Raw genomic sequence first — 23,862 nt, forward strand, 5'->3', positions numbered from 1 at the left:
AGCCCCTGCCTATCCCGAACCGGCGCTGCGCGCCAGTTGTGGCGCGGCTAGATCCGCTAGTTCACCGTGCAGGAGTCGAGGAAGCGGCGGAGCAGCTCGGGATTCCAGTCCTTGTCGCCGGCCGGGAGCTCGACCAGGAGCCACTGGTCGGGCAGCTTCACCTGACCCGCGACGCGGCCGTCGAGCCGGCCGATGTGGAACGTCTTGCCGGCCGACTGGGTGACCTGGACCGACGCGAGCGTGCGCGCCTCCGGAGCCGCCTGCAGGACCACCTTGGTGTCGGTGTCCGCGGTCCGCATCGTCGGCTGGGACAGGATGACGCGGTCCTGCGGGATCGGGGTCTCGGCGCTCCAGCCCTTCGGGGCGAGGGTGCAGCCGATCCTGTTCCAGGACTGCTGGTTGGCGACCAGCTCGACCACGGACGCACCGAACATCGACATCGTCTCGCCGCCTTCGGCCGGCGCCGGTGACGAGGATGACGGCGCTGCCTGCGCGGTCTCAGTGTCGGCCGGTCCACCGGCGATCTCGGTCCCCGGGTTCCCCCACCACTTCACCTGGTTGCCGATCGCGAGCACGACCGCCGACACCGCGGCCACGCACAGCACGCCGGTCACCCGGCGACGCCGCTTGATCCGGCGCAACGCCCGGCGCCCACGCGCGACGTCCGCGTCGATATCCGCCGTCGGCAGCCCATCGGCGGCCTCGTCGGCGAACCCCTCCAGCAACCTCTTGACCTCGTCCACTTCTCCTCAACTACTCCCGGTCGCCTGATCCGACGGTTCGTCGGTCATCAGGTCCTTCAGTCTCTTCAGCGCCTTGGCGGTCTGGCTCTTCACGGTCCCCTCGGTGCATTGCAGGATCCGCGCACAGGTCGCCACGTCGAGATCCTGGAAGTACCGCAGCACCAGAACCGCCCGCTGCCGCGGTGCCAGATCCAGCAGCGCCCGCCGGACGGCCAGCGTGTCCACCGGGTCCGCCTCGTCGGTCAGCCGCGGCTCGAGCGTCTCGGCGGTCACCACCTCGGGGTGGCGGCCTGCTCGGCGGCGCTCGTCCAGGAAGGCGTTGACCAGGATGCGGTGCGCATACGGTCCGGCGCCTTCGTGCTTGATCCGGTGCCAGTGCACGTACACACGGGTGCAGGCGGTCTGGACCAGATCTTCGGCGGTGTGCACATCCCCCGCGGTGAGCAGCAACGCCGTACGCATCAGTCGGGTGCGGTCCGCGAGCAGGTACTCGCGGAACTCGGCCTCACGGTCACCCCCTCGCATCGACGGACCCCCGGCCATGGGCTGGGCCCTCTTCCACCCCGACTACGCCGCCGGTCCCCCTTCGGTTGCCTTCGGCTATCACGTTCAGTGCCTTCTCCACCAGATCGGGGTCGTCGTACGGGAGCCACACAATGCGTTGGTCCTTACGGAACCACGAGTCCTGCCGCCGCGCGAACCGGCGGGTGGACTGGGCGGTCCGCTCCCGCGCCTCCTGCTCACTGATCTCACCGTCGAGCAACGCGATCACCTGCGAGTAGCCGAGGGCACGGTTGGCCGTCTTCCCTTCAAGCAAACCCTTGTTCAGCAGATCTCGCACCTCGTCCACGAAACCCGCGTCGAACATCCGGTCCACCCGCCGGCCGATCCGCTCGTCCAGCTCCGGCCGCGGTACGTCGAGCCCGAGCTGCACCGCACCCGGATAGACATAGTGATGCTCGGGCAACGTCGCGACGTACGGTCCGCCGGTGATCTCGATGACCTCCAGCGCCCGGACGATCCGCCGCCCGTTGCTCGGCAGGATCTGCTCGGCCGACTTCGGATCCACCTCGGCCAGCTTCTGGTGCAGCGCTCCGGACCCTATGCGTTCGAGCTCCGCTTCGAGCCGTTCGCGTACAGCGGCGTCCGTACCAGGGAACTCGAAGTCGTCGAGGATCGCGCGCATGTACAACGCGGAACCGCCGGCCAGCACCGGCACCACACCGCGGCTGACACAGTCATCGATCGCGGCCCGTGCCAACTGCTGGAACTCGGCCACGGTCGCGGTCTCGGTGACGTCGAGGATGTCAAGCAGATGATGCGGTACGCCGGCACGCTCGGCCGCCGTGATCTTCGCCGTACCGACGTCCATACCGCGGTACACCTGCATCGCGTCCGCGTTCACCACCTCGCCACCCAGGCGTTTGCACAGGGCAACGGACAGGTCGGACTTGCCGGCCGCGGTGGGACCGACGACCGCGACGACGAGTGATTCGGCCATCACTCCAGTGTGTCAGTGTCCCTGCCGTCCCCTCGCCACCGGGCTGAAGAGTGGGCCAAATGGGTGGCACTGGGGTTGTGGTTGACCCGGAAAGTTCGGTAGGACTCATCCTGATGATCGCAACACCGATACGGGAGGAATGACGCTGTGACGAATCCGTTCGAGGAAGAGTCTGACGCGGCGAAGGACGCGCTGGACCTGGGGGGCGACAGCAAGGACGATCTTGCGGCCGCAAAGCGCAGTGGTGGGGACGTCGAGTTGAAGCGCAGTGGTGGCGACGTCGAGTTCAGCGGCGGTGACGTCGAGTCCGACTCCGGCGGCGACGTCGAGTCCGAACCCGACGGCAGCGGTGGTGACGTCGAGTCCAGGCCCGGCGGCGACAGCTGATTCCTGTCACGACGGCTGCGGTGCAGGTCCCACAGTTCGGGGCCGGGAGATGCGAAGATCACCGCTAGCTGTCCGTAAGCAGTTCACTACGCAGGAATGGGAGCCCGACGATGGGCATCTTCGACAAGTTCAAAGGCAAGGCCGAGGACCTGAAGGACAAGGCCGGCGACCTGGTCGACCAGCACGGCGACAAGGTAGGCCAGGGTCTGGACAAGGCCGGTGACTTCGTCGACGAGAAGACCGGCGGTAAGTACGGCGACAAGATCGACCAGGGTGTCGAGAAAGCCAAGGAGGGCCTGGACGGCCTCGACGGCCAGAACGACGACATCCCCGACACGAACCGCCCCGCCTGACCGCACCACCCGAAGGGCCGCGAGTCTGTTTCTCGCGGCCCTTCGGCCTGTGCAGATCTGGGAAGAACCAGAAAGGACACGCCTACGGCGCGGCAGACCTTCTGGCCGCCTCCGGCGGCGCGCAAACCGCTCACACGCCTAGCCGTACTCGGCGAAACACAAGGTCTTAGGTAGATAGGGAAGAACCGGTAAAGGACACGCCTACGGCGCGACTGTTCTTTCAGCCGCCTCCGGCGGCGCGCCTACCGGTGATGCGCACTCCCGCACTCGGCGAATGCCATGTCGACCGGCCTAGCACCCGGGAAGACACGCAAGGACGCGCCTTCGGCGCGGCAGTTCCTTTGGCGCATACCGAACACACGGCCAGCCGTGCTCGGCGGAAGACACGTCCAAGGTGCAGGACTGGAAGGCCCAGCGAGGACGCGCCTGCGGCGCGGCTGCCCTTCCGGCCGCCTTCGGCGGCAAGCCGCCCACCGGTGACACGATCAAACTGATTGGCGAACAACCGGGTAGGTCGAGCGGCACAACAATCGCAGCGGCGGATGCTGCAGGAGCTCCGTCGCGATCCCCCGGTCATTGCCTACGACAGGAACCGGGTGGCTGGCACATGGTGTTTCCTGTGCACAGCCCCGAGAAGGTGTTCTAGCGCGGTGAACCAGCACAGCCCGCCTTCATCTCACCACCACCAAGACTCGTGACGCCGACCGTCCACGGTCACGCTCCACGCATCGCCACCGCTTCAGGTCCCAGCAGCCCGCCACGCGATGCCGTGCCAACAACCCGTGCCCAGCCGGAGGCAGCCATGGAACTGTCGCGGCCGGAGGCGGCCACGGTGCTGTCGCCGCCGGAGGCGGTGTCCGCCTCGCGAGCGCTGGCCGAGCGGTCAGTCCGCCGGGGTGAACGGCCGCGTCATCGTGGTGTCAGGGTGGTGTCAGGGCGGACGGTCATGGTGGGGGCATGACGACGAACAGCATTCCCTCGAACAACTCTGAATGGGCCGGCATGGTGGCGGTTGATGACACGGCTTTGGCGGTTACCGATACCGGCGGGTCTGGCATTCCTGTGGTTTACCTCAATGGGCAGTTTGCGACCCAGGGATATTGGCGGCGGGTGATCTCCGACCTGGGGCCGGGGTGGCGGCACATCACGTACGACGAGCGGGCTCGGGGCAAGAAGTCGAAGCTTTCCGCGGACTATTCGTTCGAGGCCGCCGTACGGGATGTCGATGCTGTGCTTGCGGCCCGGGGTGTGGACCGAGCGCTCGTGGTGGGCTGGTCGTACGGAGCGTTCGTCGGTGCGCACTGGGCCAGCCGGAATCCGGAGCGTGCCATCGGCGCGGTCCTGGTTGACGGCGCGGAGCCGTACGACTGGCTGGACGACGCCATGGAGCAGCGGATCCGGAAGCTGTTCCGGCGGATCGGGTGGTTCACGCCACTCCTGCGTCCGACGGGACTCGTACCGCGGCTGAGCGCCGCACAGCAGGCCGAGAGCAACATTGAGCTCGGCAAGATCTCCCGGGAGAGCGCGCTCGGGCCGGTGCTGGACAAGATCAGCGTCCCGGTGCGGTACGTGCTGGCTTCCGGGTCGTCGTTCGGCAGCAAGGGCGACGAGCAGGAACGGATTCGCGCGAGCCTCGATCAGGTCTTCGAGCGGAACCCGAACCTCAAGCTCAGCGCGAAGGTCGCCAGCAACCACGGCGCGATTCTGAAGAAGGACTTCCGCGCCATCGCCGACGCCGTACGCGAGGTCAACGCCCTCGATCGCACCGATCACTGAGTCAGCAGGCGTCCAAGATGGTTACGCGTCAGAGGCCTTGCGGCGAGTGAACCTGGAGCGGAATTTAGAGTCGTACTCTAGTCGCACGTACCCGGAGGAATGCACTCCCACGGCGACGAATCCCACGGCCAGGAACACGATCCCCGCGATCATGGACATGTGCCAGAACGCCGCAGTGATGCCGACGAACGCCGAGCCTTGTGCGACCGCCTTGGCCAGTCCGACGAACGGTGACCTGCTCGCCCGACGACGAAACTCTTCCTGCCGATTCAGCACCAGGAGTGCCGCAAGCAACGGAATCGCCACGGCGAACGCGATGACGCAGACCGTCGCCGACGGGTCGAGCGAGGGCTCGGTCAGGAACGGCTGCACCACCACGAGGCCGGCAGCACCCAGTCCGCCGTAGATGAGGTTGGACTGGCGGATCCACTCCTGCTGAGCCGCCGGGTCGGCGGTGGCGTCCTCAGCCTCCTGCCGGATCCGTTCCGCATCGGCTTCGGCTTGCGCTTCGGCCTCGGCTTCGGCGAGCTGTGCCTGCTCAACCAGGAAGTCCTTGTCCTCGTTCATGGGCACATCCTCCCCGACACCTCGCTGGTCCACCCCCGTCCAGGCAGAGTTGTCAGGCGAGCGTCTTGCGCAGGACGGTGATCATCGTTTCGTACCGCGTGACCGTGCCGTCGGGTGCTTCCTGGTTCCAACCACCCGGTTCGCGGCCAACGACGACGTACCCGAGGCGTTCGTACAGCACCCGCGGCCGCGGCCAGTTCTCGTCTATTCCCAGCTCGGCCGAGGTGAGTCCGCGTCCGCGGATCCGCTCCTCCAGCGCTTGGATCAGGACCGTGCCGATGCCACAGGAACGCAGCGGCGCATTGACCTCCAACTGCCACAGCACAGGCACACCCGACGGCTTGGCGTAGTCCACCCCGCCGGTCGCCACCGGAATCCCGGACGGCGGACAGACCGCGAGAAAGTCCACTTCCCCGCGCTTCGCCCGATCAAGCGCCTCGAACGTCCCCGCAAGATGCGTATCCGTCCAGCCGGAGAACCCCGGATACAGATCCTCAGCAACCAGATCCCTCACCGCCAACGGCACCACGACGTCCGGCATACGCGCCACCCTGTCACCACCCCACCAACCACCGCCACACAATTCCCCTACCCACCCACCCGACTAGGGCAACTGCTCAAGCCGATAGAAGACTTTGCTACAGCTCCGCTCGACCCCAAAGGTCCCGTAGAAGACCTGCGCCACAGAGTTGTCCCGTCGGTCGTCCTCCACTCATCCCGCGGTCACCACGGTGCACACCTCACTTGCCGCCCCGCTGTCCCGTGCTCCGGTGTGGGTCGCCGGAGCCGGCCAAGGAAGACAGTCGCCGCCGAAGACGGTAGTCCTCTCCGGAGCACGCTGCTTCCGCCGGCCACTCCGATCCGTGTCACGGGGATATCCCCGGAAGGTGTGGGTTCTCCCCTCGTACACGAACCGAGAACCCACAACAGCAAGGGATATCCGCTCGCGTGTCATGGGTAGTAGGGGTGCGCGCGTCGCCGGAAGCGGCCGAAGAACTGTCGCCGGCAGAGGCGGTGTCCTTTCGCGAGAGCACCAAGCGCATGTCTCCCGCCGATCGCCCCCGCCCATGTCACGGGTGCGCGCGCCGGCGGAGGTGGTGTCGGTTGGTTGTCGGTGGGGGTGATTAGGGTGCTTGTATGGATCGGTTTTGGGTGGTTCCGGCGGCTTATGTGGTGTTGCGGCGGGGGGATGAGGTGTTGATGTTACTGCGGGCCAACACCGGTTACATGGATGGGTACTGGGCGGTGCCGGCGGGGCATGTGGAGAAGGGTGAATCGGTGTTCGAGGCGGCGGTGCGGGAGGTGCGGGAAGAGGTTGGGGTGGAGATCGACCCGGCGGACCTCGTGCCGGTGACCGCGATGCACCGGACCGGTGGCAACGGGGATCCGATCGACGAGCGGGTCGACTTCTTCTTCACGACATCCCGGTGGAGTGGAGAGCCTCGATTGATGGAGCCGGAGAAGGCTGCCGGGCTCGACTGGTATTCGCTGGACAAACTTCCCGACCCGGTCGTCCCGCACGAGGCGCGGGTGCTGGCCGGTCTGGCCGGTGACGGCCTTCCCGCGGTGATCGCCCACGGTTTCGCCTGAGTTCACCAAGGCTTGGATCGCCTCGCCCTAGAGTTCGCTGCGATGTCAGCGAGCTTCGGAGGCGAGCGATGGACGAGCGGTACGACGGCACGAGCCGGCGGCGGCTGCTGCAGGCGGGCGCACTCGGCGCGGGGGCGATGCTCGCATCGGGCACGCTGAGCACCGGAGGCGCCGGAGCAGCGCCGACGCAGGCGAGCAAAGCGAGCAAAGCGACCCAGGACGCCAAAGCATCAACCGCGAGGATCGACACCGAGCACCCGCGGTTCACGGTCGCCGTCGTACCGGACACGCAGTACCAGTTCGACCTGGACCGGGTCGACCCGGCGCCGCTGACCGCGAGCTTCGAGTACCTGATCGACCAGCGCTCGACCGAGAACATCGTCTTCACCGCACATCTCGGTGACGTGGTCGAGAACGCGCAGGCGTCCGAGTTCGCCCAGGCGGACCCGGTGTTCAAGATCCTCGACCGGGCCCAGATGCCGTACTCCGTGCTCGCCGGCAACCACGACATCGACGCGTCGAAGGACGACACCCGCGGCGACTCGGCGTACTTGCGGACGTTCCCGCCACAGCGGTTCCGGCGGATGGCGACGTACGGCGGATCGACGCCGAACGGGTACAACTCGTACCACGTGTTCCGCGCGGCCGGCCGGCAGTGGTTGCTACTGGCAATGGACTGGCGGCCGTCGGACGCCAGCTTCGCGTGGGCGCGGGACGTGATCGCCAAACACCCGAAGCTGCCGGTCATCCTGACCACGCACGAGTTGGTGAACGCCGACCACGGCCAGCCGGTGGCGTACTTCACCGATCACGGCAACCGGGTCTGGGACCAGTTGGTGAACGGCAACGACCAGATCTTCCTCACCCTGAACGGCCACTTCTGGCCGCCCGGCCGGGTCGTCCGCCAGAACGCCGCCGGCCACGACGTACACCTGCACCTGACCAACTACCAGGACCGGTACTACGGCGGATCCGGGATGATCCGGCTCTACCACTTCGACCTGGCCCGGAACACGATCGACGTCGAGACGATCGCGCCGTGGCTCCTCGGCCAGGACCCGGCCAAGCGCAACGCGCTGGCCGAAGGCGACCTGGAGCTGACTGACGACACCAACCGGTTCAGCGTCCCGATCGACTTCGCCGAGCGGTTCGCCGGCTTCGATCCGGTCCCGGTCCGCCCAGCACGGCCGGCCGCGCAACTCGTCGTTCCGGGTACGGCGGCGTACTGGCGCTTCGACGGGGCGATCACCGACAAGGTGGTCGACCACTCGGGCAAGGGCAACCACCTGACTCGCGTGCAACTGGCCGGCGACGGACCGCAGGCGTCGACGGAGTTCCACCCGGACCAGCCCGGACACGCCAGCTGGTTGTTCTCCGGTGGCAAGAACCCGGCCCGCGGCGGCTACCTGCGGACCGCCGACGATGCGCCGCTCAACGCGATGACCTTCCGCGGCGGCTACACGATCGAGGCGTTCGTGAAGCTGGCCGACGACGGCGCCGACCACGCCTGGGAGGGTCTGCTCAGCCGGATGGGCACCGGCGCGGACGTGGGCAAGACCGGCAGCGATCCGTCGGAGCCGGTGGTCAACCTCGCGTTCTCCGGCGGACGCCAACTGCAGTGGGCCGTGTACCCGCTCGACCGGAACGACACGTTCACCAACTGGGGCCACGAGCAGGTCGTCGGACAGTGGTTCCACCTCGCGGTGGTCAACGACGGAAGGCGCAGCATCTTGTACGTCGACTCGTCGCCGCTGCTCCGCAACCCGGCTACCGCATCCAACGGACTCGCCACCGCCGGCAAGCCCTGGCTGCTCGGCGCGAACCACTACGCAGGAGTGATCGAGCAGTCCTTCGCCGGCCACATCGGCGAACTCCGCATCGTCACCCGAGCCCTGAAACCCGCCGAATTCCTGAACGCCTGAGCGGCCGAGGTGTACAGGCGAACAGGAGGTATCGGCCGCCGGCGCCGCTTCCCCACGTACGCCTCGCCCACTGGAAGGCGCCGGGCCTGAGACCTCCTGTCCGCCTGTACACCTCCGGCGCCCGTCAACCCCAGAGATCCGCCCCGCGGTCGGACTGCGGGTCAGAGATGCTCGCGGATCAGAGCTTCCTGGGCTGGGAGGAGCGCCAGCTCCTCGGGTGTCAGCGTCGGGTTGTTCCCGCGGACCTCGAGTGCGGCAGCGAGGCCAGGGGTCGGGTCGATGGAGTTCTCCAGGTAGGTGGCCAACGCCTCGCGGACGAGCGGCGTGAGTGCCTCGAACGACGGGTCGAGCGCCACCTGGGCACAGATGATCGCGGTCATCGCGATGTCGAACTCCGCCGTACCTTCCTCGGCGTTGCGCCAGTCGATGACGACCGGGCCGTCGTCGGTGGCGATCACGTTGAGTGGATGCAGGTCGCCGTGCACCACCACGCGGCCCGGCGTGCCGCTCGGGGCGGGGATTGCGTGCAGACGCCGGTGCAGGTCGGCATGGATCCGGCCGAGTTCGGCGCCGGTCAGATCGCCGGCGATCGCGGCATCGCCGAGGGTCGGACCGTCGAGTCGCTGGATCACCATGTCCGCACCCGTGACCTCACGCACCGCCGGCACGGGATAGCCATGCCGAGCGACATGCCGCATGAAGTCGGCCTCGTCCCGGACCGGATGACCGTTGCGATAGCGCCGCAGCACCCAACCGTCGTCCAGCGAGTAGATATCCGCGTCGCGTCCGGCCGCGAACGGCACGGCGTCGGGTGGGAGCAGAGACGAGCGGTCAGCCGCGGAGCTCGTCATCCGACCTGGCACCCGCCGACCGCGGGCTCCATCGGCTTGGCCCCGAGCGTCGGCATGCCGAGCATGACACCCGGGGTCGACACGGACGGGGTGTCCTGCGCGCGTTCCCACGCGTCGCCGGCGCGAGTACGTCGTACTGCACCGAAGACATCCGCGACGAGATGGTGCGGCGCGGCGTACGTGACCTCGACCGTTGCCATGTCCCCCGGTCGCGGAGCCTCGACGCCCTCCGGCAACGCGAAGTGGACGAGCCGGTTGTCACGCGCGCGGCCGCTGAGGCGATGGGTGGCGGCGTCCTTGCGCCCCTCCCCCTCGGCCACGAGCACCTCGAGGAACCGGCCGACGACCTTCTTGTTCTCGTCCCAGGCCATGTCGTCCTGCAGCGCGACCAGACGCTCGTACCGATCCTGCACAACGTCGCGCGGGACCTGGTCCTCCATCGACTCGGCCGGCGTCCCGGGACGCTTCGAGTACTGGAACGTGAACGCACCCGCGAACCGCGCCTGCCGGACCACGTCGAGCGTGCCCTGGAAGTCCTCCTCGGTCTCACCGGGGAAGCCGACGATGATGTCCGTCGTGATCGCGGCTTCCGGCATCGCTGCCCGCACGTCCTCGATGATCTTCAGATACCGATCGCGTCGGTACGAGCGCCGCATCGCCTTCAGAACCCGGTCCGAGCCGGACTGCAGCGGCATGTGCAGCGAGGGCATCACGTTCGGCGTCTCGGCCATCGCCTCGATCACGTCCGCGGTGAAGTCACGCGGATGCGGCGAGGTGAACCGGACCCGCTCCAGCCCGTCGATCGCACCGCAGGCCCGGAGCAGTTTGCCGAAGGCGTAGCGGTCGCCGAACTCCACGCCGTACGAGTTCACGTTCTGGCCGAGCAGTGTCACCTCGAGCACGCCCTCGGCGACCAGCGCCTCGACCTCGGCGAGTACGTCGCCAGGCCGACGGTCCTTCTCGCGCCCGCGCAGCGACGGGACGATGCAGAACGTGCAGGTGTTGTTGCAGCCGACGCTCACTGACACCCAGGCCGAGTACGGCGACTCGCGGCGGGTCGGCAGCGTCGACGGGAACACCTCGAGCGCCTCGAGGATCTCGACCTGCGACTCCTGCTCCACCCGGGCACGCTCCAGCAACGCCGGCAGCGAGCCGATGTTGTGGGTGCCGAAGACAACGTCCACCCACGGTGCCTTCTTGGTGATGCCGGCCTTGTCCTTCTGCGCCAGGCAGCCGCCGACGGCGATCTGCATGCCCGGCGTCTTGGCCTTCACCGGCGCGAGGTGGCCGAGGTTGCCGTACAGCTTGTTGTCGGCGTTCTCCCGGACCGCGCAGGTGTTGAAGACCACCACGTCGGCCTGGTCACCCTCCGGCGCGCGGACGTAGCCCGCGTCCTCCAGCAGCCCGCGCAGCCGCTCGGAGTCGTGAACATTCATCTGGCACCCGTAGGTGCGGACCTCATAAGTACGCATGACAGCCACCTAGAGTACGCAAGATCGCGGATCTCGTTGTATTCGGGACCGATCCATTAAAGGTGGTCCCGGAGCCCCCCGTCGGCCGCGTCAATTGCTGCAAGTGGCTGTTGCGGAACAGGGGTTAATGGACACTGAAGCGCAGATCATGCGGGCTGTGATCAGCCGGTCACAGCCCGCTCTGCTTTGTTGCAGATCGTTACCACCGTGGAACCGGGGGGTCGTTTGTCCGTGCCCCCCGCTCCAGTAGGTTCTGGCCATGAGCGATTCCGGAACCTTGACGAAAACCGGTCTGGTCGCGCTGACCGATGTCAACAAACATTTCGGTGACCTGCACGTCCTGAAGGACATCAACCTGTCCATCGCCAAGGGCGAGGTCGTCGTGGTGATCGGTCCGTCCGGATCCGGCAAGTCGACGCTGTGCCGCGCGATCAACCGGCTGGAGCCGATCGACTCCGGCACGATCACCCTGGACGGCCAGCCGCTGCCCAGCGAGGGCAAGGCCCTGGCCCGGCTCCGCGCCGACGTCGGCATGGTGTTCCAGTCGTTCAACCTGTTCGCCCACAAGACGATCCTGCAGAACGTCACCCTCGGCCCGAGCAAGGTGCGTGGCCAGTCCAAGTCCGTGGCCGAGGAGAAGGCCCGGGGGCTCTTGGAGCGGGTCGGCGTCACCGCCCAGGCCGACAAGTACCCGGCCCAACTGTCCGGTGGTCAGCAGCAGCGGGTGGCGATCGCCCGCGCGCTGGCCATGGATCCCAAGGTGATGCTGTTCGACGAGCCGACCTCGGCCCTGGACCCCGAGATGATCAAAGAGGTCCTGGACGTGATGGTCGACCTGGCCAGGCAGAGCATGACGATGATCGTCGTCACGCACGAGATGGGCTTCGCCCGCCGCGCGGCGAACCGGGTCGTGTTCATGGCCGACGGCCAGATCGTCGAGGAGGCCGAGCCGGAGCGGTTCTTCACCGATCCGCAGACCAAGCGGGCCCAGGACTTCCTGTCGAAGATCCTGACCCACTGACCGTCCACAACGCCGTCCCAGCGCAGTACTGATCAACGGAGGAAAAGACAATGCGACAGCGAATCATCGCTGCCCTCGGCATCGCGGGCCTGGCGGCCACCGGACTGGTTGCCTGTGGCGACGACACTGACTCCGGCTCCGGTTCCGGCTCCAGCGGTGGCGAGAAGGTCACCATCGGCATCAAGTTCGACCAGCCGGGTCTGGGCCTGAAGGAAGGCGCGGACTACACCGGCATGGACGTCGACGTCGCGAAGTACGTCGCCAAGGAGCTCGGGTACGCCGAGGACGGCATCACGTTCAAGGAGTCCCCGTCGGCCCAGCGCGAGACGCTGCTGGCCAACGGTCAGGTCAAGATGATCTTCGCGACCTACTCCATCACCGACGCCCGCAAGGAGAAGGTCTCCTTCGGCGGTCCGTACATGGTGGCCGGCCAGGACCTGCTGGTCCGCAGCGACAACACCGACATCACCGGTCCGGAGTCGCTGGGCGGCAAGAAGCTGTGCTCGGTGACCGGCTCCACGTCGGCGCAGAAGGTCAAGGACCAGTTCGCCGACACGGTGCAGCTGCAGGAGTACGACACCTACTCCAAGTGTGTCGAGGCGCTCGGCGCCGGCGCGATCGACGCGCTCACCACCGACAACACCATCCTGGCCGGCTACGCCGCGCAGGAAGCCAACAAGGGCAAGTTCAAGGTGGTCGGCAAGACCTTCTCGACCGAGCGCTACGGCGTCGGCCTGAAGAAGGGCGACACCGAGACCTGCACCAAGGTCAACGACGCGCTGAAGAAGATGGTCGACTCCGGCGAGTGGCAGAAGGCCTTCGACAAGAACCTCGGCCAGGCCGGCCTGAAGCTGGACCCGGCCACCAACCCGCCGAAGACTTTCGACGCCTGCGCCTGACCTAGCATGCTCCGGGGAGGGACCGTCCGCGGTCCCTCCCCGGAGTGCTGGTCCCCGCCTCGTTCCCCAGCAGGAGAATCATGGACGTGATATCGGAGTTCTTCTCCGAGTACGACGGTCTGCAAGCGTTCCGGACGACCATCTACCTCACGCTGGTGTCGGCACTGTTCGCACTGCTGATCGGCACCGTGGTGGCGGTGATGCGGGTCTCCCCGGTCCGGGTGCTGCAGATCATGGGCACCGCCTACGTGAACATCGTCCGGAACACACCGCTGACGCTGGTCATCCTGTTCTGCAACCTCGGGCTGTTCCTGCAACTCGGCGTCGCGCTGGCGAACAAGGACTCGAACACCTTCATCGTTGACAACAACTTCCGGCTGGCGGTCCTCGGTCTGTCGGTCTACCACGCCTCCTTCGTGGCCGAGGCGATCCGCAGCGGCGTCAACACCGTCCCGCTCGGCCAGGCCGAGGCGGCCCGGGCGATCGGGCTGCCGTTCCTGAAGACGTTGCGGTACGTCGTTCTGCCGCAGGCCTTCCGCGGCGCCATCGCACCGCTCGGGAACGTGCTGATCGCGCTGACCAAGAACTCGACGGTTGCCTCGGTCATCGGCGTCACCGAAGCCTCAGCCGTGATGAAGGTGATGATGGAGGACCGTCCGGACGTGCTCTTCATCGTGTTCGGCATCTTCGCGATCGGCTTCGTGATCCTGACCCTGCCGATCGGCATCCTGTTCACCTCGATGTCGAAGCGGCTGGCGGTGAAGCGATGAGCGGCAGCGTTCTGTTCGACGCACCCGGCCCGCGCGCCAAGCGCCTGTACGCCGCGGTCGGCGTCGCCAGCGTCCTGATCCTGTTGCTGGCGCTGTGGTTCGTGATCGACAAGTTGAACGAGAAGGGTCAGCTCACCGCGGCGAAGTGGGAGCCGTTCCTGTCCGGCGAGATCTGGACCGAGTACCTGATCCCCGGGCTGATCGGCACGCTGACCGCGGCCGCGATCTCGGTCGTCCTGGCGCTGGCCCTCGGCATCCTGCTCGGCGTCGGCCGGCTGTCCACCCAGGTCTGGGTCCGGTGGCCCTCCGGCATCGTCGTCGAGTTCTTCCGCGCCGTACCGGTGCTGCTGATGATGCTGTTCACGTACGCCTTGTACGCGAACTACGACCTGTTCCCGCCGGATCAGCTCGCCCTGGCCGCCGTCGTCACCGGTCTGACCCTGTACAACGGCTCGGTGGTCGCCGAACTGGTCCGCTCCGGGGTGTACTCCCTGCCGAAGGGGCAGAGCGAGGCCGCGATGGCGATCGGCCTGACCACCGGGAAGTCGATGCGGATGATCCTGTTGCCGCAGGCAATCACCGCGATGCTGCCGGCCATCGTCGGCCAGCTGGTGGTGATCCTGAAGGACACCGCGCTCGGCTACATCATCACCTACGAGGAACTGCTGCGGAAAGCGGAGCAGATCGGCAACTTCAAGTCCAACCTGCTCCCGGCACTCATCGTCGTGGGTGCGATCTTCGTGATCATGAACTACGGGCTGACCGTGCTCGCGCACCGGGTCGAGCGCCTGATGCGCCGCCGCGGCCGCTCCGCCGGCGGTCCGCTGACCGCCGAACCGCTCGACCAGTCCGCGGTCGGCGCCACCGAGGTGCTGACCACGGGCGACGGGCCGCCCTCGGCCAACTGATCAAGCGAAAGGGTCCCGGGGAGCGACTCCCCCGGGACCCTTTCGCTTGCTGTCAGCGCAGGGTGTTGAAGGAGTCTCGGATGATCTCGAGCGCTTCGGTGGCCTCTTCCTCGGTCAACGTCATCGGTGGCGCCATCCGCAGGACGTTGCCGTACAGACCGCCCTTGCCGACCAGCAGACCGCGGTTCTTGGTCTCCTGCTGGAGTTTGGCGGTGGTCGCCGCATCGGGGCTGTTGTCGTCCGGCTTGACGATCTCGGCGGCCAGCATCAGACCCTTGCCGCGCACGTCGCCGAGCTCGAGGAACTCCTCGGAGATACCGCGCAGGCCGTCGACCAGTTGCGAACCGCGCTTGGCGGCGTTCGCCTGCAGGTCGTGGTCGAGCAGGTAGTCCAGCGTCGCCTTCGCCGCGCTGGTGGAGATCGGGTTGCCGCCGAACGTCGACAGCGAGTTGGCGCTCAGGCTGTCCATCAGCTCCGGCGTGGAGACCACACCGCCGATCGCGAACCCGTTGCCGAGGCCCTTGGCGAACGTCATCGCGTCCGGCACCATGTCGTGCGCCTGGATCCCCCAGAAGTGGTCGCCGGTGCGGCCCCAGCCGGTCTGCACCTCGTCGGAGATGAACAGGATGCCGTACTCGTCCAGGACGTCCTTGAAGGCGGCGTACAGGCCGTCAGGCCCGGACGAGAAGCCGCCGACGCCCTGGATCGGCTCGGCGATCAGGCAGGCGACATCGCCCGCGGTCGTGGTCTCGATGACGTTGCGCAGATCGTCGACGCAGACCTTGATGTACTCCGCGTCGGGCAGGTCGCGGAACGGGCTGCGGTACCGGTAGGCACCCTGCACGTACTGCACGTTGACCGGTGACAGGCTGCTCGCGGACCAGCCGCGGTTGCCGGTGATCGCGACCGTGCCGAAGCCGCGGCCGTGGTACGAGTTCCGCATCGCCAGTACCTGGTTGGACCGGCGCCGCTGAGTGGCCAGCATCAGGGCCGCCTCGTTCGCCTCGGTGCCGGAGTTGGTGAAGAAGACCTTCGCGTTCGGGATGCCGGAAAGCTCCGCGATCTGCTCGGCCAGCTCGATCTGCTTGCGGATCATGTAGACCGTCGAGGTGTGCGCGATACCGGTGGCCAGTTGCTCACGCACCGCGTCGGAGATCTCCGCGATGTCGTAACCGATCGCGTTGGTCAGGATGCCGGCGAAGAAGTCGAGATAGGTGGTGCCTTGGCCGTCGGTCACCCGGCGGCCCGACCCTTGCACGATCTCGATCGGCTCCTCGTAGTACAACGCGAGCCAGTCCGGCATGACGGCCTTGTGACGCTCCCAGAGCTCCGCATGTGTCATGCCTAAGCATTACCTCATCGCGTCGCTCGCTCATAGTGGGCATCTATCGCAGTAGCGCCGCTAAGGTGCTCTGCGTGACGTTGCCGAGCATCCCGCACGTGGACATCGAGTCGCTGCAGCATTTCGACCGGATCGTGGCGGCGGGCGCCACCTCGATGGCGGGCTGGCGGGTGCAGTCGGTCGATCTGACCGGCCGGACGGCGGAACTGCTCGGGCTGAGCCCGATGGGCGCCCTGTTCCTCGGCTGCGAGCTGGAGGAGAAGTCCGACGCCTGGATCCGCGACGGCGGCGGGCTCGTGTTCCCCGCGATCCCGTCCCTGCCCTTCGACGCCTACCGAGGCACGCTGTACGACGCCGAGGAGCTCTACGCCGGTCTCGAGGACGGGTACGACGCCACACCGGACGCTCGGATCTACGCATGGTCCCGGCAGCACGACGAGAAGGGCGACACCAGCCGGACCCTCGCGGCCGCCCTGCACGACCACTCCATCGCCGACGCACTCCACGAGCTGCCCACCGACCAGCCCTGGATCGGTGTCATGGGAGGACACGGTGTCGCCCGCGGGAGTACGTCGTACCGGTCGGCCGTCATGCTCGGGCGCAGCCTCGCCCAGACTGGCCGCACCGTCGTCACCGGCGGCGGTCCGGGCGCCATGGAGGCAGCGAATCTAGGCGCGTCCCTGTCCGGGTACGACGAGTCCGCCGTCGACACCGCACTGGCTACGCTGGCTGCCGTACCGTCGTTCAAGCCCTCGGTGGCCGAGTGGGCCGCCGCAGGGCTCCGCGTACGGCGTGACTTCCCTGGCGCCGGCGGGGTGTCGATCCCGACGTGGTTCTACGGGCACGAGCCGCCGAACGTGTTCGCGTCGTCGATCGCGAAGTACTTCTCCAACGCCCAGCGGGAGGACGTGCTGCTCAGCCGGGCGAAGGGCGGGATCGTCTACCTGCCCGGCGCGGCCGGAACGGTGCAGGAGGTCTTCCAGGCGGTCACACCGAGCTACTACGGCGATCCGGCCACCCAGATCCCGCTCATCCTCGTCGGCGTCGAGCACTGGACCGTGAAGCTGCCGGTCTGGCCGCTGCTGCAGTCCCTGGCGGCGGACCGCCCGATGGCGAGGTCAGTCCACCTGGTCGACACCATCGACGAGGCGATCGCTCTGGTCAGCTGAGGACCCTCGTGAGCTTCACGTCCTCCTCCTCGAAGCCCAGGCTGCGATAGAAGCCGCGTGCGGACGTGTTGGCGGCGCCGGTGTCGAGAGTGATCGTGGTGACACCCAGCCGGCGTGCATGGTCGGTGACGGTGTCGATCAGGGCGCGGCCGACGCCTTCGCCCTCGTGACTCGTGGACACCACGAGCTCACCGACGTACAGCTCCTGGTCGCCGGACCAGTGCGTCCGCTGCTCGCCGGAGACGAAGCCGGCGACCACACCGTCGACCTCCGCGACGTACACGAACCGGCCTGGTTCGGCGGCTCGCCCGACTGCCTCGACGACCCAGCCGGTGACAGCCGCACGCACTCCGTCCGGTGATCGCCAGCGTGCGACTCCCTCCATCAGTCGCGGCGCCAGGTCGAGCACCGCCTGCCGGTCCTTCTCCTCGTACCGACGTACCTCACCACGCATGACCCAAGTCTGTCGGAGGCTTGGTCTACCGTGGCGCGGCATGACGAACTTCGTGTTGGTGGCAGGGGCGTGGCTCGGTGCGTGGGCGTGGGACGAGGTCGCAGCCGGGCTGCGCGCGGACGGTCACGGGGTTTACCCGGTGACGCTGAGCGGGCTGGCCGAGCGGCACGATCCGGATTCCGCACAGGTCGGACAGCAGCAACACGTCGACGACATCGTTGCGGTGATCGAGAGCCACGATCTGCGAGACGTCGTCCTCGTCGGGCACAGCTACTCGGGGATTCCAGTAGGCCAGGCTGCCGGGCGGATCGGCGACCGGCTGCGGCGAGTGGTGTACGTCGACTCGAACATCCCGGCCGACGGGAAGTCGTTCGTTGACGGCTGGTCTGACGAGGGTCGCGCTTGGGTGGAGGGGCAGCTGGCTGAGTCCGGCGGGTTCTGGCCACCGCTCACCGCCGAGGACTTCGCCGACCAGGACCTGTCCGACGAGGCCATCGCGCTGATCGCCGCTCGCAGTACGCCGCACCCGGGCCAGGCGATCTTGGAGCCGGCCAAGCTGACCCGACCCATCGGCGAACTCCCCACGACGTACCTCAAATGCCTGCTGGACGGCGCCACTCCCTCGGCAGACGTCGTCGAGCAGCTGAAGAGCCCGTCATGGGAGCTGCTAGAGCTGCCCACCGGTCACTGGCCGATGTTCTCCCAACCGGCAGCCCTCACCAAGCTCCTCAGCGACCGCTGAAGAGGATTGGTCGACCTCGGTCATGTCGTAGGCCTCGCGCCCGCGGACGGGGCGATCACTTGTTGGCGGCGGCGAGCTGGCCACAGGCTCCGTCGATCTCCTGACCGCGGGTGTCGCGGACCGTGGTCGGGATGCCGCCGGCCTGGAGACGACGGACGAACTCGCGCTCGTCGGCCGGGTCGGAGGCGGTCCACTTCGAGCCCGGGGTTGGGTTCAGCGGGATCAGGTTGACGTGCACCCAGCCCCAGTCGCCGCGGGCGGCCAGCTTCTCCGCCAGCAGGTCCGCGCGCCAGGCGTGGTCGTTGATGTCGCGGATCATCGCGTACTCGATCGAGACCCGGCGCTTCGTCTGCCGCGCGTACCCCCACGCCGCGTCGAGCACCTCGTCGACCTTCCAGCGGTTGTTGATCGGGACCAACTCGTCGCGCAGCTCGTCGTCCGGCGCGTGCAGCGACAGCGCGAGCGTGACCGGGATGCCCTCGGTGGAGAGCTGGTTGATCCGCGGCACCAGGCCGACCGTCGACACGGTCACACCACGCGCCGAGATCCCGAGGCCCTCCGGCGACGGATCGGTGAAGCGGCGGACGGCGCCGATCACGGCCTTGTAGTTGGCCATTGGCTCGCCCATGCCCATGAACACGATGTTGTTGACCCGGCCCGGCCCACCGGCGATCTCACCGCGGGACAGCGCCCGGGCACCGTCGACGACCTGCTCCACGATCTCCGCGGTCGTCATGTTCCGGGTCAGGCCGGCCTGACCGGTCGCACAGAACGGACAGGCCATCCCACAGCCGGCCTGCGACGACACGCACATCGTGGTGCGGTCCGTGTACCGCATCAGGACGGACTCGACCAGCGAACCGTCCAGCAACTTCCACAGCGTTTTGCGGGTCTGCCCGTTGTCGCACTCCAGGTCGCGCACGCGAGTCAGCAGCGGCGGCATCAGCTCGGCCACCAGCTTGTCCCGGGTCGCGGTCGGCAGATCGGTCATCTCGGCCGGGTCGGACACCAGCCGGGAGAAGTAGTGGTTCGACAACTGCTTGGCCCGGAACGCGGGCTCGCCCAGCGCGGCCACCGCCGTACGCCGTTCCTCCCCGGTGAGATCGGCCAGATGCCGCGGCGGCTTCTTGGCACGGCGCGGCTCATCGAAAACAAGGGGAAGGGAGGTAGTCATAACCGACCTATTGTCGCCCGCCGCCCCAACCGTTCACAAATTCACATCCCATGACCCCCGTCACCCCTCAGCCGGCAGTGGTGATCTGACCGGACTCCGCCAGCTCGACCACCACGTCCCGTAGGGCGGGCAGGATCGGCGACGGGTTGGCGGGCAACCACACCAGCTCCGTCGACACCGTCTGCCCGGCCAAGGGCACAAACGCCACTCCAGTACGACGGAGGCTCTGCGCCGACCGGGCCAGCTTGGTCACCCCGACACCGGCGGCCACCATTCCGAGCAGCACCTGGACGCTCGGGTCGCGGTGCACCACGTTCGGCGTGAACCCGGCCACCCGGAATTCCTCGTCGAAGAAGTCGTGCCACGGTCCCCAGGAGCTCCGCGGAGTCAGAAGCCACGGATCACCGGCCAACTCGGTGAGCTTCAGTTCGCTGCGACCGGCCAGCGCATGCCCCGCCGGCAGCACCGCACAGACTTCCTCAGTGATCAGCGTCCGCGTCGCCAGCGCGTCGACGAGCGGTGGTCGCGAGAAGGCGACGTCGTAGCGGCCGCTGGTGATGCCCTCGACCAGCTGACTGATCGTAGTCTCCTCGGTCGACAACCGCAGCTCGGGCAGGCGCTCTCGCACGGCCCGGACCACCGGTGGCAGCAGGTAGTTCGCCGTCGTCGCCAGGAATGCCAACCGCACCTGCCCGGCCTCGCCACGAACAGCCTGACCGACGACGCTCATCGCCGCATCCGCACGCGCCAGCACCGCTCGCGCCTCGGGGAGGAAGACCGCTCCGACCTCAGTCAGTGCCGTGCCCCGGCTGTCGCGGTCGAAGAGCTTCGCACCGACCATCCGCTCCAGCAATGTGATCTGCTGCGACAGGGACTGCTGCGCGATGGTCAGCCGCGCCGCGGCCCGGGTGAAGCTCGACTCCTCCGCCACCGCGACGAAGTACCGCAACTGCCGGAGCTCTGGGGTCACAGGCCCAGGCTACTGCCGCGCCAGGCAGCCGATGTTGGCCCCGGAAGCGGCCCCCGACGAAGACTCGAAGGGTGAACAACACACTGGAAACACACGACGAACAAGGCCGGGTCTGGCTGATCACCGGCTGCTCCACCGGCTTCGGACGGGAGCTCGTCCTGGCCGCCCTCGCGGCCGGCGACCGGGTGATGGCCACGGCCCGGCGCCCCGAAACTCTGGCTGACCTGGCCCACGCGCGGTTGAGTACGACGACTCTGGACGTTACCGACTCTGCCTCGATCGAGGCCGCGGTTCAGGCGACGATCGCCGTCTTCGGGCGGATCGACGTACTGGTCAACAACGCCGGCTCGATGGTGCTGGGCGCCGTCGAGGAGGTGTCGATGGCAGATCTGCGCGAACAGCTCGACGTCGTCTTCTTCGGTGCCGCCGAGGTGACGAAGGCCGTCCTGCCGCTGTTCGGCTCGCAGGGCTCGGGCACGATCGTGCAGATGAGCTCACTCGGCGGGCTCAAGACGTATCCCGGCTACGGCGCCTACCACGCGGCGAAGTACGCGCTGGAAGGTCTGTCCGAAGCGCTGGCGACCGAGGTCGCACCCCTCGGCATCCGCGTCCTGCTGGTGGAACCTGGCGCGTTCCGGACCGAGTTCAACCGCAACAAGCGAGCCACCGCCGAGCTGGACATCTACCGGGACACTGCAGGCGCCACCCGGGAGGCCACCAGGCAACTGCTCGACTCCGAGCCGAACGACCCGGTCAAGGGCGTCGCGGCGATCATGAAGGCGCTGGACAGCGACAACCCACCGCTGCGCCTGCTGCTCGGCAATGACGCAGTCGACGGGCTCCGTGCGCACCATGAGGCACTCCTGGCCGAGGTGACCGAATGGGAGCAGCTCAGCCGGTCCACTGCTGTCGAGTAGCGGGCTGGAGCGCTCGCACTCCAGCCCGCTCGGCCGATCAGGCCGAGTAACCCTTCGGCGGAATCAGCGTGGCGAGCTGGTTGAAGGTCAGCCAGTACGTCGCTGTCGGGGCGAAGCCGGCCGGGTCGGCGATCAGGACGGTCATGTCGCTGGAGTCGTACCCGATCACGGTGAAGTAGTGGTAGATCGTGTAGTTCGGGTAGCCCGGCGGGTGGTTGCCGGCCGGGGCGACGATGTTCGCGACGATCGGGTAGTTGTTGTCGATGTCGAGGGTGACGTCGCGCCAGAGCAGGTCGCGCTGCGCCTGCGTGGGCGGGTCGTTCGGCATCTCCTTGGTCTCGTACCAGCCGGTGCCGAGGTGGTTGTCGAGCACCCGCGTCACCTGCCCGATCCAGTCCGTGCCGTTCGTGGTGGTGGGCAGCTCGTTGGCCAACTGCTGCTGGCTCGGCGGTGAGATCCGGGCGGACAGAGCGATCCGGGTCGCCGCCGGGCCACACCAGTAGCCGGTCTGCTGGTACTGGAAGTCGATGGGCAGGGTTCTGAGAGCCTGTGTGGAGTAGCCGAGCGTCGGCACCGGCTTGGCGGCCGCCGTGGCCTCGGCGGAGATGGCGGGCGCAGTCGGCACCGCGGTCGCCGGAGTGGATGCCATCGGCAACGCTGCTGCCGCGACCAGGGTCAGACCGCTCAGTGCGGCCTTGAGTTTCGTCGTCGTATGCCTCATGTCAGCTCCTCAGCCTCATCGGGACGCCCGGGGCGTGGTCGTCCCATCACTGAGTGCATTCCTGCCTCTCTGACTTGTAAACCCCCTCCCAGCGCTCGTCCCGGCACCGGTGCGACCGGTGTTTTCCCAGGTCAGAAGCGGTTTCCAGTCACGTCATGGAGGCGTGAAAATATCACCAACCCTTTCCATCCAGCTCGAAAGGTCAGGCTGCGGAGGTCTCCTCGAGGACCGGATCGATGATTTCCCGGACCAGCCACTGAGCCGCCCGGTCCGGGTACGGGCGGGTCAGCGACAGCACGATGTGATCGAACCCCAGTCCCGCCGCCCGGCGGATGATCGCTCGGGTCGCGGCCGGATCGTCGTACGTGACGAGTTGCTGCAGCGAGCGGCTGACTGTGGCCGGGTCGCGGCCGACGCGGGCGCACTCCGCGTCGAGTCGACGGATCCGGTCGGTCAGGACGTCGAAGTCGGTGTGCGGCGGGCCACTGATGTTCCAGATGTCGGCGTGCTCGGCGATCAGTCGCATCATCCGGTTGCCCCAGCCGCCGATCAGGAGCGGCGGTCCCGGTCGCTGGATCGGCTTCGGCTCGTTCCGGTTCTGATCGAGCGTGTAGTACCTGCCGTGGAAGTCGAACACGTCCTGCGTCCACATGCCGCGAAGGATCTCGATGGTCTCGCGGAGCCGATCCACCCCCTCCCCCGGCGGGACCAGCGTCAGCCCGTACGCCTCGTACTCCGCGATGGCCGGGTTCGGTCCGGCGATGCCGCCGGCGCCGGGTGGTTGATGCGTGCCGCCGGCACCGAGGCCCATGGTGAGCCGACCGCCTGAGATCACGTCCAAGGTGCTGGCGATCTTGCCGAGTACGGCGGGCGCGCGGACGCGGTTGCTGGTCACGAGCAAACCGAAGCGAAGCCGGGTCGTCTGCGCGGCGAGCGCGGTCAGCAGCGTCCAGCCTTCCAGTACGTCGCCGTCCTTGGGCCCGACGAGCGGCAGGAAGTGGTCCCACAGCCAGGCGTCGCGGAACTGCGGGAGCTCGTCGGCGTCGAGCCAGACACGCTGGATGTCGGCGTACGGGACATGCATCGGGGTGGTTTTCAAGCCGAAGGTCAGATTCATAATCATCAGGGTAACTGATGATCAGCAATCCTGACGATCAGTGGAGCGGTAGATTTGGTCCATGATGTCCGACCGGCTGGGGTATCTCCTCAAACATGTCCTGGCTCAGTTGACCGACGAGCAGGCCAAAGCGCTCGCCCCGTACGGGCTGAACGGCCGGGACCTCGCCGTGCTGTCCGCAGTGGTGGCCGGTGAGCCGCTCTCGCAGCTAGAGGTCGCTTCCCGGCTCCGAGTCGACCGGACCTCGATCGGCGACCTGCTCGACAGCCTGGAGGAGCGTGGACTGGTCGAGCGCCGGCGCAGTCCGGAGGACCGGCGGCGCAACGTCGTAGTGCTCACCGCGAAGGGCGAGTCGACGTTCGAGGAGGCGGAGCGGGTACGGCTGGAGGTTGAGCGCGAGTTCCTGGCCTCGCTTCCGGATGCCGACCGGTTCCGTGCGGATCTGCAGCTGCTGCTGGGGGAATGACCGCTGGGCAGCCGCAGTTGGAAATTAGGT

The 23,862-nt window shown here is 67.5% G+C and carries 26 protein-coding genes; 13 read left to right on the forward strand and 13 right to left on the reverse strand.

Features of this window, described 5'->3' with window-relative positions; genetic code table 11:
* Positions 1–56: 56 nt before the first annotated feature.
* From E0H73_RS13780 to miaA, 3 genes are read right to left on the reverse strand one after another with little or no spacing between them, the layout of a single operon-like run.
* A complete protein-coding gene (locus E0H73_RS13780; RefSeq protein WP_131354890.1) occupies positions 57–743 on the reverse strand; it encodes a hypothetical protein in 687 nt (228 codons plus the stop codon).
* 6 nt (positions 744–749) lie between these two features.
* On the reverse strand, positions 750–1,268 hold the full coding sequence (locus E0H73_RS13785; protein WP_131354892.1) for a SigE family RNA polymerase sigma factor: 519 nt from the start codon (positions 1,266–1,268) through the stop codon (positions 750–752).
* A complete protein-coding gene (gene miaA, locus E0H73_RS13790; RefSeq protein WP_131354895.1) occupies positions 1,255–2,244 on the reverse strand; it encodes a tRNA (adenosine(37)-N6)-dimethylallyltransferase MiaA in 990 nt (329 codons plus the stop codon). Before miaA ends, E0H73_RS13785 begins: the two co-directional genes overlap by 14 nt.
* Positions 2,245–2,391: 147 nt before the next feature.
* Between miaA and E0H73_RS13795 the strand changes: the two genes are divergently transcribed.
* The 3 genes from E0H73_RS13795 to E0H73_RS13805 all read left to right on the forward strand — a co-directional run bounded on the left by E0H73_RS13795 (position 2,392) and on the right by E0H73_RS13805 (position 4,760).
* Positions 2,392–2,631, forward strand: coding sequence for a hypothetical protein (locus E0H73_RS13795; protein ID WP_131354898.1), 240 nt, complete (start codon positions 2,392–2,394; stop codon positions 2,629–2,631).
* A gap of 110 nt (positions 2,632–2,741) precedes the next feature.
* On the forward strand, positions 2,742–2,984 hold the full coding sequence (locus E0H73_RS13800; protein WP_131354900.1) for an antitoxin: 243 nt from the start codon (positions 2,742–2,744) through the stop codon (positions 2,982–2,984).
* 1,002 nt (positions 2,985–3,986) lie between these two features.
* Positions 3,987–4,760 (forward strand): alpha/beta fold hydrolase, encoded by a 774-nt coding sequence (locus tag E0H73_RS13805; RefSeq protein ID WP_272949132.1) that lies wholly within the window; start codon positions 3,987–3,989, stop codon positions 4,758–4,760.
* Positions 4,761–4,781: 21 nt separating this feature from the next.
* Here the strand turns inward: E0H73_RS13805 and E0H73_RS13810 are convergent, their stop codons facing one another.
* Positions 4,782–5,327 carry a hypothetical protein gene (locus E0H73_RS13810; protein WP_131354906.1) on the reverse strand — a complete coding sequence of 182 codons (546 nt, stop codon included), beginning with the start codon at positions 5,325–5,327 and terminating at the stop codon, positions 4,782–4,784.
* A 52-nt stretch (positions 5,328–5,379) separates the two neighbouring features.
* Positions 5,380–5,868, reverse strand: a complete 489-nt coding sequence (locus tag E0H73_RS13815; RefSeq protein ID WP_131354909.1) for a GNAT family N-acetyltransferase — start codon at positions 5,866–5,868, stop codon at positions 5,380–5,382.
* Between the two features lie 596 nt (positions 5,869–6,464).
* Between E0H73_RS13815 and E0H73_RS13820 the strand changes: the two genes are divergently transcribed.
* Together E0H73_RS13820 and E0H73_RS13825 are read left to right on the forward strand one after the other, a co-directional pair.
* Positions 6,465–6,917: an NUDIX hydrolase gene (locus tag E0H73_RS13820; RefSeq protein ID WP_131354912.1), complete on the forward strand. Its 453-nt coding sequence runs from the start codon at positions 6,465–6,467 to the stop codon at positions 6,915–6,917.
* Between the two features lie 68 nt (positions 6,918–6,985).
* On the forward strand, positions 6,986–8,839 hold the full coding sequence (locus E0H73_RS13825; RefSeq protein WP_131354915.1) for a LamG-like jellyroll fold domain-containing protein: 1,854 nt from the start codon (positions 6,986–6,988) through the stop codon (positions 8,837–8,839).
* Positions 8,840–9,000: 161 nt separating this feature from the next.
* On the opposite strand, the gene E0H73_RS13830 is transcribed toward E0H73_RS13825, so the two are convergent.
* Together E0H73_RS13830 and miaB are read right to left on the reverse strand one after the other, a co-directional pair.
* Positions 9,001–9,690 (reverse strand): phosphotransferase, encoded by a 690-nt coding sequence (locus E0H73_RS13830; protein ID WP_131354918.1) that lies wholly within the window; start codon positions 9,688–9,690, stop codon positions 9,001–9,003.
* Positions 9,687–11,162, reverse strand: coding sequence for a tRNA (N6-isopentenyl adenosine(37)-C2)-methylthiotransferase MiaB (gene miaB / locus E0H73_RS13835; RefSeq protein ID WP_131354921.1), 1,476 nt, complete (start codon positions 11,160–11,162; stop codon positions 9,687–9,689). The genes E0H73_RS13830 and miaB overlap by 4 nt, the downstream gene beginning before the upstream one ends.
* A 259-nt stretch (positions 11,163–11,421) precedes the next feature.
* Here miaB and E0H73_RS13840 point away from each other — a divergent pair, with 259 nt between their 5' ends.
* From E0H73_RS13840 to E0H73_RS13855, 4 genes are all read left to right on the forward strand, one after another.
* Positions 11,422–12,183 (forward strand): amino acid ABC transporter ATP-binding protein, encoded by a 762-nt coding sequence (locus E0H73_RS13840; protein ID WP_165555666.1) that lies wholly within the window; start codon positions 11,422–11,424, stop codon positions 12,181–12,183.
* A gap of 50 nt (positions 12,184–12,233) precedes the next feature.
* Entirely contained in the window at positions 12,234–13,082 is an 849-nt protein-coding gene (locus tag E0H73_RS13845) for a glutamate ABC transporter substrate-binding protein (RefSeq protein ID WP_131354924.1), read from the forward strand.
* A gap of 80 nt (positions 13,083–13,162) precedes the next feature.
* Entirely contained in the window at positions 13,163–13,852 is a 690-nt protein-coding gene (locus E0H73_RS13850; RefSeq protein ID WP_131354927.1) for an amino acid ABC transporter permease, read from the forward strand.
* The gene (locus tag E0H73_RS13855; protein WP_131354930.1) at positions 13,849–14,760 is read left to right on the forward strand and encodes an amino acid ABC transporter permease; all 912 of its coding nucleotides are present in this window, start codon (positions 13,849–13,851) and stop codon (positions 14,758–14,760) included. The genes E0H73_RS13850 and E0H73_RS13855 overlap by 4 nt, the downstream gene beginning before the upstream one ends.
* Before the next feature lie 52 nt (positions 14,761–14,812).
* Here the strand turns inward: E0H73_RS13855 and E0H73_RS13860 are convergent, their stop codons facing one another.
* A complete protein-coding gene (locus tag E0H73_RS13860) occupies positions 14,813–16,102 on the reverse strand; it encodes an aspartate aminotransferase family protein (RefSeq protein WP_131354933.1) in 1,290 nt (429 codons plus the stop codon).
* A 74-nt stretch (positions 16,103–16,176) separates the two neighbouring features.
* Between E0H73_RS13860 and E0H73_RS13865 the strand changes: the two genes are divergently transcribed.
* Complete coding sequence (locus E0H73_RS13865; protein WP_131354936.1) at positions 16,177–17,271, forward strand: LOG family protein; 1,095 nt, start codon at positions 16,177–16,179, stop codon at positions 17,269–17,271.
* Here E0H73_RS13865 and E0H73_RS13870 read toward each other — a convergent pair.
* Positions 17,264–17,725, reverse strand: coding sequence for a GNAT family N-acetyltransferase (locus E0H73_RS13870; protein WP_165555667.1), 462 nt, complete (start codon positions 17,723–17,725; stop codon positions 17,264–17,266). The genes E0H73_RS13865 and E0H73_RS13870 overlap by 8 nt on opposite strands.
* Before the next feature lie 40 nt (positions 17,726–17,765).
* Here E0H73_RS13870 and E0H73_RS13875 point away from each other — a divergent pair, with 40 nt between their 5' ends.
* Positions 17,766–18,467 (forward strand): alpha/beta fold hydrolase, encoded by a 702-nt coding sequence (locus E0H73_RS13875; protein WP_131354942.1) that lies wholly within the window; start codon positions 17,766–17,768, stop codon positions 18,465–18,467.
* Between the two features lie 55 nt (positions 18,468–18,522).
* Here E0H73_RS13875 and rlmN read toward each other — a convergent pair whose 3' ends face one another.
* Both rlmN and E0H73_RS13885 read right to left on the reverse strand, forming a co-directional pair.
* Complete coding sequence (rlmN, locus tag E0H73_RS13880; RefSeq protein ID WP_131354945.1) at positions 18,523–19,641, reverse strand: dual-specificity RNA methyltransferase RlmN; 1,119 nt, start codon at positions 19,639–19,641, stop codon at positions 18,523–18,525.
* A 67-nt stretch (positions 19,642–19,708) separates the two neighbouring features.
* Positions 19,709–20,611 (reverse strand): LysR family transcriptional regulator, encoded by a 903-nt coding sequence (locus E0H73_RS13885; RefSeq protein WP_131354947.1) that lies wholly within the window; start codon positions 20,609–20,611, stop codon positions 19,709–19,711.
* Between the two features lie 71 nt (positions 20,612–20,682).
* Between E0H73_RS13885 and E0H73_RS13890 the strand changes: the two genes are divergently transcribed.
* Positions 20,683–21,528, forward strand: coding sequence for an SDR family NAD(P)-dependent oxidoreductase (locus tag E0H73_RS13890; protein WP_238163989.1), 846 nt, complete (start codon positions 20,683–20,685; stop codon positions 21,526–21,528).
* Between the two features lie 37 nt (positions 21,529–21,565).
* Here the strand turns inward: E0H73_RS13890 and E0H73_RS13895 are convergent, their stop codons facing one another.
* Positions 21,566–22,249 carry a C39 family peptidase gene (locus E0H73_RS13895; protein WP_131354950.1) on the reverse strand — a complete coding sequence of 228 codons (684 nt, stop codon included), beginning with the start codon at positions 22,247–22,249 and terminating at the stop codon, positions 21,566–21,568.
* Positions 22,250–22,451: 202 nt separating this feature from the next.
* Entirely contained in the window at positions 22,452–23,366 is a 915-nt protein-coding gene (locus tag E0H73_RS13900) for an LLM class flavin-dependent oxidoreductase (RefSeq protein WP_238163990.1), read from the reverse strand.
* 61 nt (positions 23,367–23,427) lie between these two features.
* Here E0H73_RS13900 and E0H73_RS13905 point away from each other — a divergent pair, with 61 nt between their 5' ends.
* Entirely contained in the window at positions 23,428–23,832 is a 405-nt protein-coding gene (locus E0H73_RS13905; RefSeq protein ID WP_131354953.1) for a MarR family winged helix-turn-helix transcriptional regulator, read from the forward strand.
* Positions 23,833–23,862: the final 30 nt, after the last annotated feature.

It is taken from the genome of Kribbella pittospori, from assembly GCF_004331465.1.
GTDB classification, from domain to species: Bacteria; Actinomycetota; Actinomycetes; order Propionibacteriales; family Kribbellaceae; genus Kribbella; species Kribbella pittospori.